At 57.8% G+C, this 16,391-nt stretch carries 17 protein-coding genes; 11 read left to right on the top strand and 6 right to left on the bottom strand.

The annotated features are described in order from the left end of the window. Positions 1-4: 4 nt before the first annotated feature. Positions 5-493, bottom strand: a complete 489-nt coding sequence (locus AAEZ06_RS02005) for a DUF3015 domain-containing protein (RefSeq protein ID WP_133099993.1) — start codon at positions 491-493, stop codon at positions 5-7. A gap of 267 nt (positions 494-760) precedes the next feature. On the opposite strand from AAEZ06_RS02005, the gene AAEZ06_RS02000 reads away from it, so the two are divergent. Further along, positions 761-3,199 carry a Lon protease family protein gene (locus AAEZ06_RS02000; protein ID WP_149410792.1) on the top strand — a complete coding sequence of 813 codons (2,439 nt, stop codon included), beginning with the start codon at positions 761-763 and terminating at the stop codon, positions 3,197-3,199. A gap of 201 nt (positions 3,200-3,400) precedes the next feature. Further along, on the top strand, positions 3,401-3,742 hold the full coding sequence (locus AAEZ06_RS01995) for a PA4575 family protein (protein WP_133099991.1): 342 nt from the start codon (positions 3,401-3,403) through the stop codon (positions 3,740-3,742). A gap of 9 nt (positions 3,743-3,751) precedes the next feature. Here AAEZ06_RS01995 and AAEZ06_RS01990 read toward each other — a convergent pair whose 3' ends face one another. Beyond that, entirely contained in the window at positions 3,752-5,587 is a 1,836-nt protein-coding gene (locus tag AAEZ06_RS01990; RefSeq protein ID WP_149410793.1) for a hypothetical protein, read from the bottom strand. Positions 5,588-5,753: 166 nt separating this feature from the next. On the opposite strand from AAEZ06_RS01990, the gene AAEZ06_RS01985 reads away from it, so the two are divergent. After that, positions 5,754-6,242 (top strand): TIGR00645 family protein, encoded by a 489-nt coding sequence (locus AAEZ06_RS01985; protein WP_133099989.1) that lies wholly within the window; start codon positions 5,754-5,756, stop codon positions 6,240-6,242. Positions 6,243-6,398: 156 nt separating this feature from the next. Continuing rightward, entirely contained in the window at positions 6,399-7,016 is a 618-nt protein-coding gene (gene bamJ, locus AAEZ06_RS01980; RefSeq protein WP_149410794.1) for a BamJ family beta-barrel-assembly machinery protein, read from the top strand. A 151-nt stretch (positions 7,017-7,167) separates the two neighbouring features. Here the strand turns inward: bamJ and AAEZ06_RS01975 are convergent, their stop codons facing one another. The 3 genes from AAEZ06_RS01975 to AAEZ06_RS01965 form a co-directional block, all read right to left on the bottom strand. After that, positions 7,168-7,425, bottom strand: a complete 258-nt coding sequence (locus AAEZ06_RS01975; protein WP_003194088.1) for a PA4570 family protein — start codon at positions 7,423-7,425, stop codon at positions 7,168-7,170. 197 nt (positions 7,426-7,622) lie between these two features. After that, the gene (locus AAEZ06_RS01970; RefSeq protein WP_149410795.1) at positions 7,623-7,964 is read right to left on the bottom strand and encodes a zinc ribbon domain-containing protein YjdM; all 342 of its coding nucleotides are present in this window, start codon (positions 7,962-7,964) and stop codon (positions 7,623-7,625) included. Between the two features lie 114 nt (positions 7,965-8,078). After that, positions 8,079-9,047, bottom strand: coding sequence for a polyprenyl synthetase family protein (locus tag AAEZ06_RS01965; RefSeq protein ID WP_133099986.1), 969 nt, complete (start codon positions 9,045-9,047; stop codon positions 8,079-8,081). 240 nt (positions 9,048-9,287) lie between these two features. On the opposite strand from AAEZ06_RS01965, the gene rplU reads away from it, so the two are divergent. The 5 genes from rplU to AAEZ06_RS01940 all read left to right on the top strand — a co-directional run bounded on the left by rplU (position 9,288) and on the right by AAEZ06_RS01940 (position 13,050). After that, positions 9,288-9,602: a 50S ribosomal protein L21 gene (gene rplU / locus AAEZ06_RS01960; RefSeq protein WP_133099985.1), complete on the top strand. Its 315-nt coding sequence runs from the start codon at positions 9,288-9,290 to the stop codon at positions 9,600-9,602. 34 nt (positions 9,603-9,636) lie between these two features. Beyond that, complete coding sequence (gene rpmA / locus AAEZ06_RS01955) at positions 9,637-9,912, top strand: 50S ribosomal protein L27 (RefSeq protein WP_133099984.1); 276 nt, start codon at positions 9,637-9,639, stop codon at positions 9,910-9,912. A 192-nt stretch (positions 9,913-10,104) separates the two neighbouring features. Continuing rightward, the gene (gene cgtA, locus AAEZ06_RS01950; RefSeq protein WP_149410796.1) at positions 10,105-11,328 is read left to right on the top strand and encodes an Obg family GTPase CgtA; all 1,224 of its coding nucleotides are present in this window, start codon (positions 10,105-10,107) and stop codon (positions 11,326-11,328) included. A 123-nt stretch (positions 11,329-11,451) separates the two neighbouring features. Further along, positions 11,452-12,570 (top strand): glutamate 5-kinase, encoded by a 1,119-nt coding sequence (gene proB, locus AAEZ06_RS01945; protein ID WP_149411056.1) that lies wholly within the window; start codon positions 11,452-11,454, stop codon positions 12,568-12,570. 15 nt (positions 12,571-12,585) lie between these two features. After that, complete coding sequence (locus AAEZ06_RS01940) at positions 12,586-13,050, top strand: CreA family protein (RefSeq protein ID WP_350612635.1); 465 nt, start codon at positions 12,586-12,588, stop codon at positions 13,048-13,050. Positions 13,051-13,254: 204 nt separating this feature from the next. On the opposite strand, the gene rpsT is transcribed toward AAEZ06_RS01940, so the two are convergent. Next, complete coding sequence (gene rpsT, locus AAEZ06_RS01935) at positions 13,255-13,533, bottom strand: 30S ribosomal protein S20 (protein ID WP_065836169.1); 279 nt, start codon at positions 13,531-13,533, stop codon at positions 13,255-13,257. A 254-nt stretch (positions 13,534-13,787) separates the two neighbouring features. On the opposite strand from rpsT, the gene murJ reads away from it, so the two are divergent. Next, positions 13,788-15,326: a murein biosynthesis integral membrane protein MurJ gene (gene murJ, locus AAEZ06_RS01930; protein WP_149410798.1), complete on the top strand. Its 1,539-nt coding sequence runs from the start codon at positions 13,788-13,790 to the stop codon at positions 15,324-15,326. A 118-nt stretch (positions 15,327-15,444) separates the two neighbouring features. Further along, positions 15,445-16,383 (top strand): bifunctional riboflavin kinase/FAD synthetase, encoded by a 939-nt coding sequence (gene ribF / locus AAEZ06_RS01925; RefSeq protein WP_178114379.1) that lies wholly within the window; start codon positions 15,445-15,447, stop codon positions 16,381-16,383. Positions 16,384-16,391: the final 8 nt, after the last annotated feature.

Here is a 16,391-nt window from a genome sequence, read left to right as displayed (position 1 = left end):
GAGATTAAGCCTGGGTCGCGTATTTCGCCAGACGGGTGTCGCTTTTCAGTACAGCGATGGTGTTGGAGTGCACGTCTTCTGCGGTCACGTCAGCCTTGCTGAAGATCTGCTGGAAGTGTTCGTGAGTCACTGCTGCAAAGTGTTCACGATCTTCTGGAGCAACACCCAGTACCACGGCGTAGGTGGTCAGCGCTTCGCCATTGCCTTTGGCCATGTCTTCGGACAGCTCGTTCATCATGCCATTCATGGCAATCCACGATTTGCCGCCGTAAGTCAGGGCGCTGTTGGTGGCGCAGCCGTTGGTGCCTGAGGTCATGCCGAAGGTGGCGTTACCGGAGGTACCGTTGGTGGTGGACGCCAGGAAGTGAGCGGGAGTACCACGTTGGCCTTCGAACAGCAGGTTGCCCCAACCGCAGTTCGGGCCACCTGGCGCTTCAGCCATTGCATTGAGGGAGACGACGGTGAAGAGAGTACCGAGAAGGATCCGTTTCATAGCTTTATTCTCTTAGTGTGCAAACCAATGGACAAGGGTTTCAGGTGCCTCACAGCACCCTAGGGGCCGGTTATTAGTCCAACCCGCGCAGTTTGGAGTTTAGGCACGATCCAAGGGTTCCGTGACTTTTTGTAAAACAATTGAGAACACAGAGGTTTTTTGGCAAGGCCGATCCAGTGTCTATGCTTTCCCTAAGTCGTGCCTTGCCAGTCAGCCACGCACGGCGCCAGAATGCCGCCATTGCCCCGCCTGATGTAAGGAAGCCCAATGCCTGATCCTGTTGCTGCCAGCTTGCGTCTAGCGCCCGAAGCGCTGACTCGCCCTTTCTCCGCTGAACAGTTCAGCTTCTCGACCACCAATGATTTGGAGCCCTTTCGCGGCGTGCTAGGCCAGGAACGTGCGGTCGAAGCCTTGCAGTTTGGCGTGGCCATGCCACGCCCCGGTTACAACGTATTTGTCATGGGCGAGCCTGGAACCGGCCGCTTTTCGTTCGTCAAACGCTACCTCAAGGCCGAAGGCAAACGCCTGCAGACCCCGGCGGACTGGGTCTACGTCAATAACTTCGACGAGCCCCGCGAACCCCGCGCGTTGGAGCTGCCTGCGGGTGGCGCGGCGGCGTTTATCATCGATATCAACGGCCTGATTGATAACCTGGTGGCGACCTTCCCGGCGGTCTTTGAACACCCGACTTATCAACAGCGCAAAAGCGCTATCGACCGGGCCTTCAACCAGCGCTATGACCGCGCACTGGACGTGATCGAACGCCTGGCCCTGGAAAAGGACGTGGCGCTGTACCGCGACAGTACCAACATTGCCTTTACGCCGATGGCCGAAGGCAAGGCCCTGGATGAGGCCGAGTTCTCGCAGTTGCCGGAAGCCGATCGCGAGCGTTTCCACACTGATATTTCCGAACTGGAAGAACGCCTCAACGAAGAACTCGCCAGCCTGCCCCAGTGGAAGCGCGAGTCCAATAACCAGATGCGCCACTTCAACGAAGAAACCATCACCCTAGCCTTGCAGCCATTGTTGGCGCCTTTGTCCGAGAAGTACGCGGAAAACGCCGGCGTCTGCGGTTACCTGCAAGCGATGCAGGTCTACCTGCTGAAAACCGTGGTCGAGCAATTGGTGGACGACGCGAAGACCGACGCACAGGCCCGCAAGCTGCTGGAAGAGCAATACTGCCCGAGCCTGGTGGTCGGCCATCCGGCCAACGGTGGTGCGCCGGTGGTGTTCGAGCCTCATCCGACCTACGACAACCTGTTTGGTCGCATTGAATACAGCACCGACCAGGGCGCGCTCTACACCACCTACCGGCAGTTAAGGCCGGGTGCACTGCATCGAGCCAATGGTGGTTTCCTGATCCTGGAAGCGGAGAAAATGCTCAGCGAACCGTTTGTCTGGGACGCCCTCAAGCGTGCCCTGCAATCGCGCAAGTTGAAAATGGAATCGCCACTGGGCGAGTTGGGCCGCTTGGCCACGGTGACCCTGAACCCGCAAGTGATCCCGTTGCAGGTCAAGGTCGTTATCATTGGCTCCCGGCAGTTGTACTACACGCTGCAAGACCTGGACCCGGACTTCCAGGAGATATTCCGGGTGCTGGTGGACTTCGATGAAGACATCCCGATGGTCGACGAAAGCCTGGAGCAGTTCGCCCAGTTGCTGAAAACCCGCACCTCGGAAGAAGGCATGGCGCCGTTGACGTCGGATGCGGTGGCGCGTCTGGCCACCCATAGTGCGCGGCTGGCGGAACATCAGGGGCGTTTGTCGGCGCGGATCGGCGATCTGTTCCAGTTGGTCAGCGAGGCGGATTTCATTCGTCACCTGGCGGGCGATGAAATGACCGACGCCGGCCATATCGAACGTGCGCTCAAGGCCAAGGCCACGCGCACCGGGCGGGTCTCGGCGCGGATTCTCGACGACATGCTGGCGGGAGTCATCCTGATCGATACTGCCGGCGCTTCTGTCGGCAAGTGCAACGGCTTGACCGTGCTGGAAGTCGGTGATTCGGCCTTTGGTGTACCGGCGCGGATCTCGGCGACGGTGTACCCGGGCGGCAGTGGCATTGTCGATATCGAGCGCGAGGTCAACCTCGGTCAGCCGATTCACTCCAAGGGCGTGATGATCCTCACCGGTTACCTGGGCAGCCGTTATGCCCAGGAATTCCCGTTGGCGATCTCCGCGAGCATCGCCCTGGAGCAGTCCTACGGTTATGTCGACGGCGACAGCGCCTCCCTGGGCGAGGCCTGCACCTTGATCTCGGCGCTGTCGAAGACGCCGCTCAAGCAGTGTTTTGCCATCACCGGCTCGATCAACCAGTTTGGTGAAGTACAGGCGGTGGGCGGGGTCAACGAGAAGATCGAAGGTTTCTTCCGTCTATGCGAAGCCCGTGGCTTGACTGGCGAGCAAGGGGCGATCATTCCCCAGGCCAACGTCGCGACGCTGATGCTGGACGAGAAGGTATTGCAGGCTGTGCGGGCGGGGCAGTTCCATGTCTATGCGGTGCGCCAGGCTGACGAGGCCTTGAGTCTGCTGGTGGGCGAGCCGGCCGGTGAGCCGGATGAGGAGGGGCAATTCCCTGAAGGCAGCGTCAATGCGCGAGTGGTCGAGCGTTTGCGGGCGATTGCCGAGATGATCAGCGAGGAAGATCTCAAGGAAGCAGAGAAGGAATTGGCGCAGCAGTCGTTGGTTGAAACCAAACCGAGCTGATTGTGTTTGTGGCGGGGGAGCCGGCTTCCCCGCCACAATTTTGACTCGTTGAATCATGGCCGATTGCCCGTTGGTCTCGGCAACCTTGGTTTGTACGGGTTTTCTTCTATTCTCAGCTCAAGGGATATCCACAGGAGTCGCTGGATAGAGACAGTCTCGTCTTCTGGAGGCTGAACACAGGATCTACCGAGGGTCGCCGCCATGCCGCGCAGCCTTTGCCTCACCCGCCAGTGCCTAGGCCTGGTCACACGAATCGAATGCAGCATTCGCCCTCTTGCGGGGGATACCGGGATGTGGACCTTACTATTTGCCGCTGGAATGACCGGTGAGCAGCCCACAACGATCAAGGCCCAGGGCCCGTTTCATGGGCCGTTCGTGGCCGAAACCATCCTTGAGTCGATTGTTGAAAGCCTGACGCTGCACGGCTATCAACTGGCCGATGACCCGCAGATCTGGTGTCTGCACCTGCAGGCCCACCTGCGACAGCTCAATGGCGGGCGGTCGCGGGCGCTCACAGACATACAACTTCATCCTGAGCACTGAGCACTGAGCTTACGGCTTGGCAGGCACAGTAGCCTCAGGTTTGTTCAGCTTGACCTCAAACCCATACTGCACGGTGTTCAGTTCGGTGCGCTGGTAGGTTTCAAACTGCGTAGGCTGGCCATAAAAATAGTGCACATCAAAGAGCGCCGTGCCGTACTCCTCAGCGCGGTGGCTGACGCCGAGAACTTCCTTCAAGTAGTGTCCGCTGGCGTCCTTGGCAAAGAAGCGCCAGCTGTCGGAGGGAAAGAGCTGCTGGTCGACAATCAAGGCGTTGCCCTGCATTACCAGACCCTTTGGAAGCTGGCTGGCGGCGACGGTGGCTTTTTCGACGTTTGCCAGGAACAGCGGAATCGAACCCACGACAAACGTTGGGTTCTCGGGGAACAGGTTCAGGTCGTAGGTAATGACGCCGCGCCCTGGGTCAACTTCAAATGCCTCGGTAGGCAGCTCGATGGGCTTACCGCGCTGGCCGTCCTCATTGGCGGTAAAGAATGTCACGGGTGCATCGGCGCCACTGCGGGCTTCGCCCAGCAGGTCGTCGTTGAAGGTGTAGGGGTGGTCAAACACGATGTGTGCGGCACTGGCATCGTCGACTGACTGGTTGATGCTGATGCTGTTTTTAAGCTGGTCTTCGGAAAGTGTGGCGCCCTTGAGCCAGTCGGTGGCCTGGTCGTCGTACACCGTCACTGGCATCGGCAGGGGTTGTACGGTTTTTTCCAGGCTGTTCTTGTCGAAGCGCCGAATCGGCAGGTCCAGGTCTTTGCGGGTCACCGTGGCGGCGGAAAAATCGAGGACACTGACTTGCAGGTTATCGATCAGGCCGTTGAAGTACACCTTGGTGTAATGGCTGGTCTGCTTGTGTTCGAAAGCTTTTTGCTCGTCTTCCAACTGCTTTTCAAAGGCGTCGGACCAGCCTTTCTGCTTCTGCATCTCGGCCAATTGTTTCTCGTAGAACGCCAGTTGAGCGGCGCTCTCGTTGATCGAGCCTGCGCGGGATAGAAATTGCCCCGTGGTATCCCTGGCCTGCACCAGCAGCGCGTTGGGAGACGCGTCAGCGACTTGTGGCGCCAGGGGGGCATTGTTGGTCAGTTCTATTTCGGCGTAGTTTTTTTCCAGGGTCAGCAGCGTGACGGTGACGTTTTCTTCACTGCGTTTGTGGCCGACGTCTTGTTTAGTCAAGTCAAAGGTGAAGACCTTGCGTGGTGCGATGACTTCAACCTGGCCTTTGAGGGTGACGGGTTGCGGCTGGATTTTGTTCTCGGTCTCGATGCCTTCGATGAAGGGGTACGTGACCGTCAAGTCGTCCGGGTTGGTCAGGTTGGAGCTGGAGGGGCTCAACTGGATACCAGGGTCGGTTTCCGACCATTCCGGCTGGAAGGGGACAGTCTTGTTGTTGCTCAGCGTCACCGACTGCCATTCCAGGCCATGGGGAAAGGGGAACTGGTCGGGGCCGTTGAAGTTGAACGGGAACACCGGCTGCAGGTCCGTCAGATAGTCCGAATGGGAGTTTTTGCGCAGGACAAACAGACCGTTGATGTAAGTGTCCACCACGGCTTGTGGCGTCGGGTAGTGCTTGAGCAGCGCCAGGGTGTCTTCGACGTACTCGGCTTCGATAGGCTTGGTGCTGAGCTTGATTCGGGCGCGCTCCAGTAGTAGCAAGGAGCCACCAAGGTCGGCCACGGTATCCTTGAGCCTGGGGTCTTGGATAGTGTCCAGGGATTGCTCGAACTTGGCGGTTTTCTCTTCGAGGCTGGTTTGCTTGTGTTCGTCGCTGGGGGAACAGCCGCTGCCAGCCAGCAACGCCACACATAGGCCAAGGCTGGCCAAAGGGGATCGCACATCCATTATCTTCAGTTTTCCTGTCCGACATCATCGAGCCGAGTTGATGAGCCCGACACTAGCAGAAAAACTCTTTGACAGATGCCGTGCCGGTCAGTTTTCTCGGTGGTTCTGGCCTTTGTATGTGGCTGATATACTCGCCGCCATTTTTAGCCAAGCTGTGTGAGATTCAATGGAACGTTTTATCGGAAATGCAATGTACGCCTCACGCTGGCTGTTGGCACCGATCTATTTCGGCTTGTCCCTTGGGTTGCTGGCGCTGGCGCTGAAATTTTTCCAGGAAGTGGTTCACGTTCTCCCCAGCGTCTTTGCCATGACCGAGTCCGATTTGATCCTGGTGCTGCTGTCGTTGATCGACATGGCACTGGTTGGCGGCTTGCTAGTGATGGTGATGATCTCCGGCTACGAGAACTTCGTCGCCCAGCTGGACATCGACGACGACAAGGGCAAGCTCAACTGGCTGGGCACCATGGACTCCTCCTCGCTGAAGATGAAAGTGGCCGCTTCCATCGTGGCGATTTCGTCGATTCACTTGCTGCGGGTGTTCATGGACGCCAAGAATATCGATCCCGAGCATCTGAAGTGGTACGTGATCATCCACATGACCTTTGTGGTCTCGGCGTGTGCCATGGGCTACCTGGATAAGGTGACCAAGCACTAATTGGCTGACGGATAGCGTGATGAGCAGCAGGCAGGGCCTGAGGCTCATCAAATCCCGGTTTTCTATGCTAGTCTGCTCGCCCTTTTAGTTCGGATGACACGGGAAACGCTGCAGTTCTGTAGTGTTTCCAGTGCCTTCCTACAGCGGAGCAGTTCCATGTCCGAAGTCAATCTGTCCACCGACGAAACCCGCGTGAGCTACGGCATTGGCCGTCAGTTGGGCGACCAACTGCGCGACAATCCGCCACCTGGCGTGAGCCTGGACGCGGTCCTGGCTGGCCTGACCGATGCGTTCGCAGGCAAACCAAGCCGTGTGGACCAAGAGCAAATGGCTGACAGCTTCAAGGTCATCCGCGACATCATGCAAGCCGAAGCGGCCGCCAAGGCTGAAGCTGCAGCAGGCGAAGGCCTGGCCTTCCTGGCTGAAAATGCCAAGCGTGATGGCATCACCACTCTGGCTTCCGGTCTGCAGTTTGAAGTATTGACTGCGGGTGATGGCGCCAAGCCAACTCGTGAAGATCAAGTACGTACCCACTACCACGGCACCCTGATCGACGGCACTGTGTTCGACAGCTCCTACGAGCGTGGCCAGCCTGCAGAATTTCCGGTCGGTGGCGTGATTGCCGGCTGGACCGAAGCCCTGCAACTGATGAACGCCGGTAGTAAATGGCGTCTGTATGTGCCGAGCGAACTGGCTTACGGCGCACAAGGCGTTGGCAGCATTGCGCCGCATAGCGTTCTGGTGTTCGACGTCGAGCTGCTCGACGTTCTGTAAGGCCTGCTGGCTAAGTTGTAGGAGCGAGGGACGCTTAGTTCTTGCTCGCGATGGACGTCAACGATAACGCGGGCATCCTGGATGAACGCAGTGTCTTTGGGTTCTTCGCGAGCAAGAACCAGGCTCGCTCCTACACGGTTTTGCAGGTGTCTCATGGATGAAACTTGCCATTAAGCTCCGTCGCTGGGCGCAATGCTCGGGCATAGCAGAACAGAAACAGGTTACGCACCACCTCCTTCAGCACGCCCGGTTCACTGGAACTCAAGCCATTGACGTCCAGGTCGCCCTGATCCTGCAATTCATTCAAGGCTTCTTCTTCCAGCACGGCGCAGACTTCCCCGGTTTCCCGATGGAGTATCCGCAGGTAGGGGTGTGGGCGGTCCAGCCAGGCATCAATCAAATAAGTCATGGGTTGCTTCTCCTTGATGGGTTTCAATGAGAATAATTCTTATTCATTGAATAGCAAGTCCCTATTGGCGATTCACTGGTTTTTCTGTGTGGGCATTGTGTTCGATCAAAAGGACTGGTCTTTTGCTACTGGCGGGGCGTTGAGGCGGGGAGGGTGAAGCGCCATCCCGTGCAGGGCACGAGATGGAGACAGCAAAATCAAACCTTGCGGACAAACTCGGACTTGAGCTTCATCGGGCCGATGCCGTCGATCTTGCAGTCGATATCGTGGTCGCCGTCGCACAGGCGGATGTTCTTGACCTTGGTGCCGACCTTGACCACCAGCGACGTGCCTTTGACCTTGAGGTCCTTGATCACGGTGATGGTGTCGCCGTCCTGCAGGACGTTGCCGACGGAGTCTTTTTTCACGGCGTCATCACTGGCGGCCTCGACTTCGCCACCGACGGCCCACTCATGGGCGCATTCCGGGCAGATCAGCTGGGCGCCGTCTTCGTAGGTGTATTCGGAGTTGCATTTCGGGCAGGGTGGCAACGTGCTCACTAAGGCTCCTTGAGTTTCAGGATGGCTAAAAAGCGCACATTATATAGGGTTTTAGGGCGAGGCGGGGGATGCGGCTATTTGCAGGAGCCGCGGCGGCTCCTGCACAGCAATTAATCAGTGTGTCCGCGCGACCGCGAACTCACTCAGCTCTACCAGGGCGTCCCGGTATTCGCTGGCTGGAAGGGCTTCCAGGCATTTGATGGCGCGAGCCACGTAGTCACGGGCCAGTTGCGCGGTGTAATCGAGTGAGCCCGAAGCTTCCACGGCAGCGCGGATGCTTTCCAGGTCTTCAATTCCGCCTTTCTGGATCGCCTTGCGCACTAGGGCGGCCTGTTCGGGGGTGCCTTCGCGCATGGTGTAGATCAGCGGCAAGGTCGGTTTACCCTCGGCCAGATCATCACCGACGTTCTTGCCCAGGGTCTCGGCGTCGCCGCGATAATCGAGCAAATCATCCACCAGCTGGAAAGCCACGCCCAGATGATCACCGAAGGTGCGCAGGGCTTCGCGTTGTTCCGGCGTCGCTTCGCACAGGGCGGCGGCGCTGTGTGTCGAGGCTTCGAAGAGCATGGCAGTCTTGCCGCGAATGACTTCCATATAGGTTTCTTCGGTGGTGCTGGCGTCGCGTACTTTCGACAGCTGCAACACTTCGCCTTCGGCGATGATGCGTGTGGCTTGTGAAAGAATCTTCATCACCGGCATCGAGCCCAGTTCGACCATCATTTCGAACGAGCGTGAGTACAGGAAGTCGCCCACCAGCACGCTTGGTGCATTGCCCCACATGGCATTGGCGGTCTCGCGACCACGGCGCATCCCGGACATGTCGACCACGTCGTCGTGCAGCAGGGTGGCGGTGTGCAGGAATTCGATGGTGGCAGCCAGCAGGCGCAGGTCATCGCCTTCGCGGCCCAGCGCCTTGCCACACAGCAACACTAATAAAGGACGCAGGCGTTTGCCGCCCGCCGACGTAATATAGTCGCCAATTTTGGAGACCAGCGGCACTTTAGAAGTCAGCTGCTTCTTGATGATGTCGTCGACGGCGCTAAAATCGTCCGCTACCGCACGGTAGAAAGCTTGGGGTTGCATCAGCGACAGTCGCTCCAGAAGGGTTGCGCGGCATGCTAGGACCCACGTCCCGTAGTGTCAAGGCGCGATAGACGGCTACTTGCAAGCCTTCTGTAGCTTGCGTACAATCGCGCACCCTGAACTTCCTGGGCAGCACCTGCCTTACGCAATTGCATTTGGGGCGTTCCATCCCATGCAGCCATGCCAGCCAATACCTTTACCTATAAAGCGCTGGGTGAGCAGGATTATCGGAGAAATACCATGTCGTACGCAGTAATTGTTACTGGTGGCAAGCAATACAAGGTCGCCCCAGGTGAATACCTGAAGATCGAAAAACTGGAAATCGCTACCGGCGAATCCATTACTTTTGATCGCGTTCTGTTGGTCGCCAATGGCGATGACGTGAACATCGGCGCTCCAGTTGTTGTTGGCGCTACCGTTGTGGCTGAAGTGATTTCCCAAGGTCGTCACGATAAAATCCGCATCATCAAGTTCCGTCGTCGTAAGCACCACATGAAGCGTATGGGCCACCGCCAGTGGTACACCGAGATCAAAATCACCGGTATTCAGGCTTAATTTCAGCCTAATTCCTCACTAGGAGAATTGACTCATGGCACATAAAAAAGCTGGTGGTAGTACCCGTAACGGTCGCGACTCAGAAGCCAAGCGCCTTGGCGTGAAGATGTATGGCGGCCAGGTTATCATTCCGGGCAACATCATCGTGCGTCAGCGCGGCACCCAATTCCACGCCGGTTACGGTGTTGGCATGGGTAAAGATCACACTCTGTTTGCTAAAATCAACGGCGTGATCAAGTTCGAAGTAAAAGGCGCTTTCAATCGCCGTTACGTGAGCATTGTCCCGAAGACTGAAGTCGTCGCGGCATAATTACGTAGTTGCTGGAAAAGCCCTGTCTTGCGACGGGGCTTTTTCGTTTGTGGGGTGAGTCTCTTGCAAAGCTGTTTGTAATGGGCTCCAGCGCGGATTTTCGGTTGTTGATTGAGGTCGCTGCGCTCATTTTTGCAAGAGTCTTATGTCTTGGTTTCTTAAGCTCGTCCGTGCGACGAGAGGCGTTTTGTTATGAAGTTTGTTGATGAAGTTTCGATCCGAGTAAAAGCTGGCGACGGCGGTAATGGTTGCATGAGTTTCCGTCGGGAAAAATTCATCGAAAACGGTGGTCCGAACGGTGGTGATGGTGGTGATGGCGGCTCGGTCTACATGATCGCCGACGAAAACCTCAATACCCTGGTGGACTACCGTTACACCCGGCACTTCGATGCCGAGCGTGGCTCCAACGGTGGCAGCACTGATTGCACCGGTAAAAAAGGCGAGGAGATGGTCCTGCGGGTTCCTGTCGGCACCACCGTGATCGACTCCGCGACGCAGGAAGTTATCGGCGACCTGACCAAGGCTGGTCAGCGTCTGCTGGTGGCTCATGGCGGCTGGCACGGTCTGGGTAACACCCGTTTTAAATCCAGTACCAACCGCGCACCACGCCAGACCACGCCGGGCAAGCTAGGCGAGCAGCGTGACCTCAAGCTGGAAATGAAGGTTTTGGCTGACGTCGGCCTGCTGGGTCTGCCAAACGCCGGTAAAAGTACTCTCATTCGCTCGGTGTCTGCCGCCAAGCCGAAAGTGGCTGATTACCCGTTCACTACCCTGGTGCCAAACCTGGGTGTGGTCAGTGTCGACCGTTGGAAAAGCTTCGTGGTTGCGGACATTCCGGGCCTGATCGAGGGTGCTTCCGATGGCGCCGGCCTGGGGATTCGTTTCCTCAAGCATTTGTCCCGTACTCGCCTGCTGCTGCACCTCGTCGACATGGCTCCGCTGGATGACACTAGTGCGCCGGATGCTGCCGAAGTTATCGTCAGTGAGCTGACCAAGTTCAGCCCGTCCCTGGCCGAACGTGATCGCTGGCTGGTGCTGAACAAGTGCGACCAAATCCTTGAGGAGGAGCACGAAGAGCGCGTCAAGGAGATCGTTGATCGCCTGGAGTGGACCGGTCCGGTCTACGTGATCTCGGCCATTGCCAAAGAAGGCACTGAGCGTCTGACCCGTGACATCATGCGTTACCTGGAAGATCGTGCTGATCGCTTGGCCAATGACCCTGTGTTCAAGGCAGAGTTGGTTGACCTCGATCAGCGCATCGAGGACGAGGCGCGTGCCCAGTTGCAGGCCCTGGATGATCAGCGTGCCCTGCGTCGCAGCGGCGTCAAGTCGGTCCATGACATCGGTGACGATGATTGGGACGAGGAAGATGTGGATGATGAGGATGGTCCGGAAATCATTTACGTGCGCGACTGATTCGTTGCAGTAAACTTAAGCGCCGCTCAATCGAGCGGCGTTTTGGTATCTGGAAATCGGTAGTCACGAATAACGTTATGGGCAGCACTGGCTCGTGCTGTCCTCAATCTAAGGTTGAAGATGATGCGGAGTAAAGTGGCGGGTGCGCAGCGCTGGGTCGTAAAGATCGGTAGTGCGCTGCTGACGGCGGATGGCAAGGGGCTGGATCGTGCAGCCATGAGCGTCTGGGTTGAGCAGATGGTGGCCTTGCATGAGGCGGGTGTTGAGTTGGTGCTGGTGTCGTCCGGGGCGGTTGCTGCCGGGATGAGCCGCCTCGGCTGGACCGTGCGACCGAGTGCGATGCACGAGCTGCAAGCCGCTGCCGCCATCGGTCAGATGGGTTTGGTGCAGGCCTGGGAATCCAGCTTCGCCGAGCACGGTCGCCACACGGCGCAGATTCTGCTGACTCACGATGACTTGTCCGACCGCAAGCGCTACCTCAATGCCCGCAGCACCCTGCGTGCCCTGGTCGAGCTCAAGGTGATCCCGGTGATCAACGAGAACGACACGGTGGTCACTGACGAAATTCGTTTTGGCGACAACGACACCTTGGCTGCGCTGGTGGCCAACCTGGTGGAGGCTGACTTGCTGGTGATTCTCACGGATCGCGACGGCATGTTCGATGCTGATCCACGCAACAATCCCGATGCTCAGCTGATTTATGAAGCCCGCGCCGATGATCCGGCACTGGATGCGGTGGCTGGCAGTGCCGGTGGCGCTCTGGGGCGTGGTGGCATGCAGACCAAGCTTCGTGCGGCCCGGCTGGCGGCGCGTTCTGGTGCTCATACGATTATCGTGGGTGGGCGCCTGGAGCGGGTGCTGGATCGCCTCAAGGCGGGCGAGCGCATTGGTACGTTGCTGTCGCCCGAGCGCGGCCTGCTGGCGGCGCGCAAGCAGTGGTTGGCGGGGCATCTGCAGACTCGTGGCACTCTGGTGCTGGACGCCGGTGCGGTATCGGCGCTGTCCCAGGGCAATAAAAGCCTGCTGCCGGTGGGTGTCAAATTGGTCCAGGGCAGCTTTCGTCGTGGCGAGATGGTGGTGTGTGTGGCTCCGGACGGTCGTGAGATCGCTCGCGGCCTGGCCAACTACAGCGCCCTTGAGGCGCAGAAAATCATTGGGCAGTCGTCTGAAGCGATTGTTGGGTTGTTGGGTTATATGGCTGAGCCGGAGCTGGTTCACCGGGATAACCTGATTCTGGTTTAAGTGAAGGAAGTCTCGATGCGCGTAATGAAGGGATTGCTTGGCCTGTTGTTGGCTATGCCGTTGCTGGCGTCGGCTGAAGAAATTGGTCGCGTGTCGACGGTGTTCAAGTTCGTCGGCCCCAATGATCGGATTGTAGTCGAGGCTTTTGATGATCCGAAGGTCGATGGTGTGACGTGCTATTTGTCTCGGGCCAAGACGGGCGGGGTGAAGGGTGGTCTTGGTCTGGCTGAAGATCGTGCTGAGGCGTCGATAGCGTGTCGTCAGGTGGGGCCGATTCGCTTCAAGGGTGAGTTGAAGGGTGGTGATGAGGTGTTCAAGGAGCGCACGTCCCTAGTGTTCAAGACCATGCAGGTGGTGCGCTTCCTCGACAAGAGGCGCAATACCCTGGTGTATCTGGTCTATAGCGACCGTTTGATCGAGGGCAGTCCGCAGAATGCGGTGACGGCAATTCCGATCCTGCCGTGGCCGACGGCCCAATAAATTGGGTGGCGTTGTTTTGCTTGTGTGGGGGGTGGTTTGCCTGCGATGACTGGCTAGCATTCAATGATGATGTTGACTGTTGTGCCGCTATCGCAGGCAAGCCAGCTCCCACATTTGTTTGTGGTGTCTGGTAGCTCGCGGCATGCTCAAATCCGAGGCAATAAAAAACCGACCCTAGGGTCGGTTTTTTAACAAGCTTATCGCTTAGGCTGCAGCAGCAAGGTTCAGAGCCTTGATGTGGCCATTCAGACGACCTTTATGGCGAGCAGCTTTGTTCTTGTGGATGATGCCTTTATCGGCCATACGGTCGATAATTGGCACAGCCAGAACGTAAGCAGCTTGAGCTTTTTCAGCGTCTTTTGCGTCGATGGCCTTAACTACATTCTTGATGTAGGTACGAACCATGGAACGCAGGCTGGCGTTGTGGCTGCGACGCTTCTCAGCCTGTTTTGCACGTTTTTTGGCGGAAGGTGTGTTGGCCACCGTCGAGCTCCTCGAAAGACTTTTTAGGAAATAGCAAACAAAATAGGCCGCGAATCATGCCGATGAGTTGAAGTCTTGTCAAGGGCGGCTGATGCGAACTGCTGAGTGGTCGATCTGAAGAGGCGGGTGATTTATTTCCGGCGCTTGACCTGTAAACTCGCGAGCTTTGGCTCTGTGCTTGTTGCAGGCGCGGAGTATCGCATATGTGGGCGCATTGTTCGCCTGCTCTTTATCTATAGGCAAAAACTCTTTCAATGAATCTGCTCAAGTCGTTGGCCGCCGTCAGCTCTATCACAATGATCTCCCGGGTTTTGGGGTTTGTACGTGACACCCTTGTGGCGCGCTTTTTTGGCGCGAGCATGGCCACAGATGCGTTCTTTATTGCCTTCAAACTGCCCAATCTACTGCGGCGGATCTTCGCCGAGGGTGCGTTTTCCCAAGCGTTTGTGCCGATTCTGGCGGAATACAAGACCCAGCAAGGCGAAGAGGCGACCCGAACATTTATTGCCTATGTCTCGGGCTTGCTGACCCTGGTGCTGATGCTGGTAACGATTGCAGGCATGCTTGCTGCACCCTGGATTATCTGGGCTACAGCGCCCGGGTTTGCCAATACCCCGGAAAAATTCGCCCTCACTACCGATCTGCTGCGGGTGACATTTCCTTATATATTGCTGATTTCCCTGTCGTCCCTGGCGGGTGCAGTCCTTAACACGTGGAACCGTTTCTCGGTGCCAGCCTTCGTGCCGACCCTGCTTAACGTCAGCATGATTATTTTCGTTCTGTTTCTGACGCCGTATTTCGACCCGCCCGTCATGGCTCTGGGTTGGGCGGTGTTGGCCGGCGGCCTGGCGCAATTGTTGTATCAACTGCCGCACCTGAAAAAGATCGGCATGCTCGTGTTGCCACGCCTGAACCTCAAGGACACCGGGGTCTGGCGGGTGATGAAAAACATGCTGCCAGCAATCCTTGGCGTCTCGGTCAGTCAGATTTCCCTGATCATCAACACCGCCTTTGCTTCGTTGCTGGTCTCGGGCTCGGTGTCGTGGATGTACTACGCCGATCGTCTGATGGAGCTGCCGTCGGGCGTGCTGGGCGTGGCATTGGGCACCATTTTGCTGCCGACGCTCGCGCGTACCTATGCCAGCAAGGACCGCCACGAATACTCGCGAATACTCGACTGGGGTTTGCGCCTGTGCTTTGTGCTGGTGCTGCCGTGCTCGCTGGCCCTGGGGATTCTCGCTGAGCCGCTGACCGTTTCTTTGTTCCAGTACGGCCAGTTCAGCGCTTTTGATGCCTCAATGACCCAGCGCGCCCTGATTGCCTACTCCGTCGGCCTGCTGGGTATCATCGTGATCAAGGTTCTGGCCCCCGGCTTTTACGCCCAGCAAAACATTCGTACCCCGGTAAAGATTGCGATCTTCACCCTGGTGGTCACACAACTGCTCAACCTGGTATTCATCGGCCCGCTGGCTCACGCTGGCCTGGCCCTGGCTATCAGTGTTGGTGCCTGCATCAATGCCGGCCTGCTTTTTTATCAGCTGCGTAAGCAGCAAATGTTTCAGCCGCAGCCGGGATGGGGCATGTTTTCCCTCAAGCTGCTGGTGGCTGTGGCGGTGATGTCGGCCGTATTGCTGGTGCTGATGCAGTTGATGCCTGCCTGGGACCAGGGTCACATGCTGGAACGTTTCCTGCGTTTGGGCATGTTGGTGGTCGCCGGTGTGGTAGCGTATTTTGGCATGCTGCTGTTGATGGGATTCCGCTTGCGGGATTTCAATCGCAAGTCGCTGAGTTGATCGCAATCAACAATAAGGCGCCTGTTTTCTCGATTCGATCCATTTGGCCTGCGCTGTTGCCTGTCGTCCGGGGCCGGGTGTGGTTATAATCGACCACTTTATGAGCAAGAAGCGCGTTATGCAGCTGGTTCGAGGTCTCCACAACCTGCGCCCCCAGCATCGGGGCTGTGTCGCCACTATTGGCAACTTTGACGGTGTTCACCGTGGCCACCAGGCTATCCTGGCCCGTCTGCGTGAGCGTGCGGTTGAGTTGGGCGTGCCCAGCTGCGTGGTGATTTTTGAACCACAACCCCGCGAATTTTTCACCCCAGAGACGGCGCCGGCGCGTTTGGCCCGTCTGCGGGACAAATTGCAACTGCTGGCCGAAGAAGGTGTGGACCGCGTCCTCTGTCTGGCCTTCAACCAGCGCTTGCGCAAGCTCAGCGCCGCCGAGTTCGTCGACCGAATCCTGGTAGATGGCCTTGGCGTGCAGCACCTGGAAGTCGGTGACGACTTCCGCTTTGGTTGCGACCGGGTTGGGGATTTCGATTTCCTGCAACAAGCCGGCGTCACTCAGGGGTTTACCGTCGAAGCCGCGCAAACCGTCGAACTGGACGGCCTGCGTGTGAGCAGTACCCAGGTGCGTAATGCCCTGGCCGCTGCCGACTTCGCCTTGGCCGAGCGATTGCTCGGTCGCCCGTTCCGGATTGCCGGGCGGGTCCTGCACGGGCAGAAGCTGGCGCGCCAATTGGGCACGCCAACCGCCAACGTGCAACTCAAGCGCCGTCGCGTGCCACTGACCGGGGTTTACCTGGTCAGTGTCGACATCGACGGCCAGTCGTGGCCCGGAGTCGCCAACATAGGCGTCAGGCCCACGGTTGCAGGTGATGGCAAGGCCCACCTGGAGGTACACCTTTTGGATTTTTCCGGAGATTTATATGACCGGCGTTTGACGGTGGCTTTCCACCAAAAGCTGCGTGAAGAGCAGCGTTTCGCCTCTCTGGAGGCGCTGAAAACGGCGATCAATGCGGATGTCGCCGCCGCCCGTGCACTAGCCGCACCTAGCGCCAATCGCTAATGAAGAGC

It is taken from the genome of Pseudomonas sp. HY7a-MNA-CIBAN-0227, from assembly GCF_040310325.1.
GTDB lineage: Bacteria > Pseudomonadota > Gammaproteobacteria > Pseudomonadales > Pseudomonadaceae > Aquipseudomonas.
Note: the sequence above shows the minus strand (reverse complement) of the source record. Positions and strands in the feature narration are given on the sequence as shown.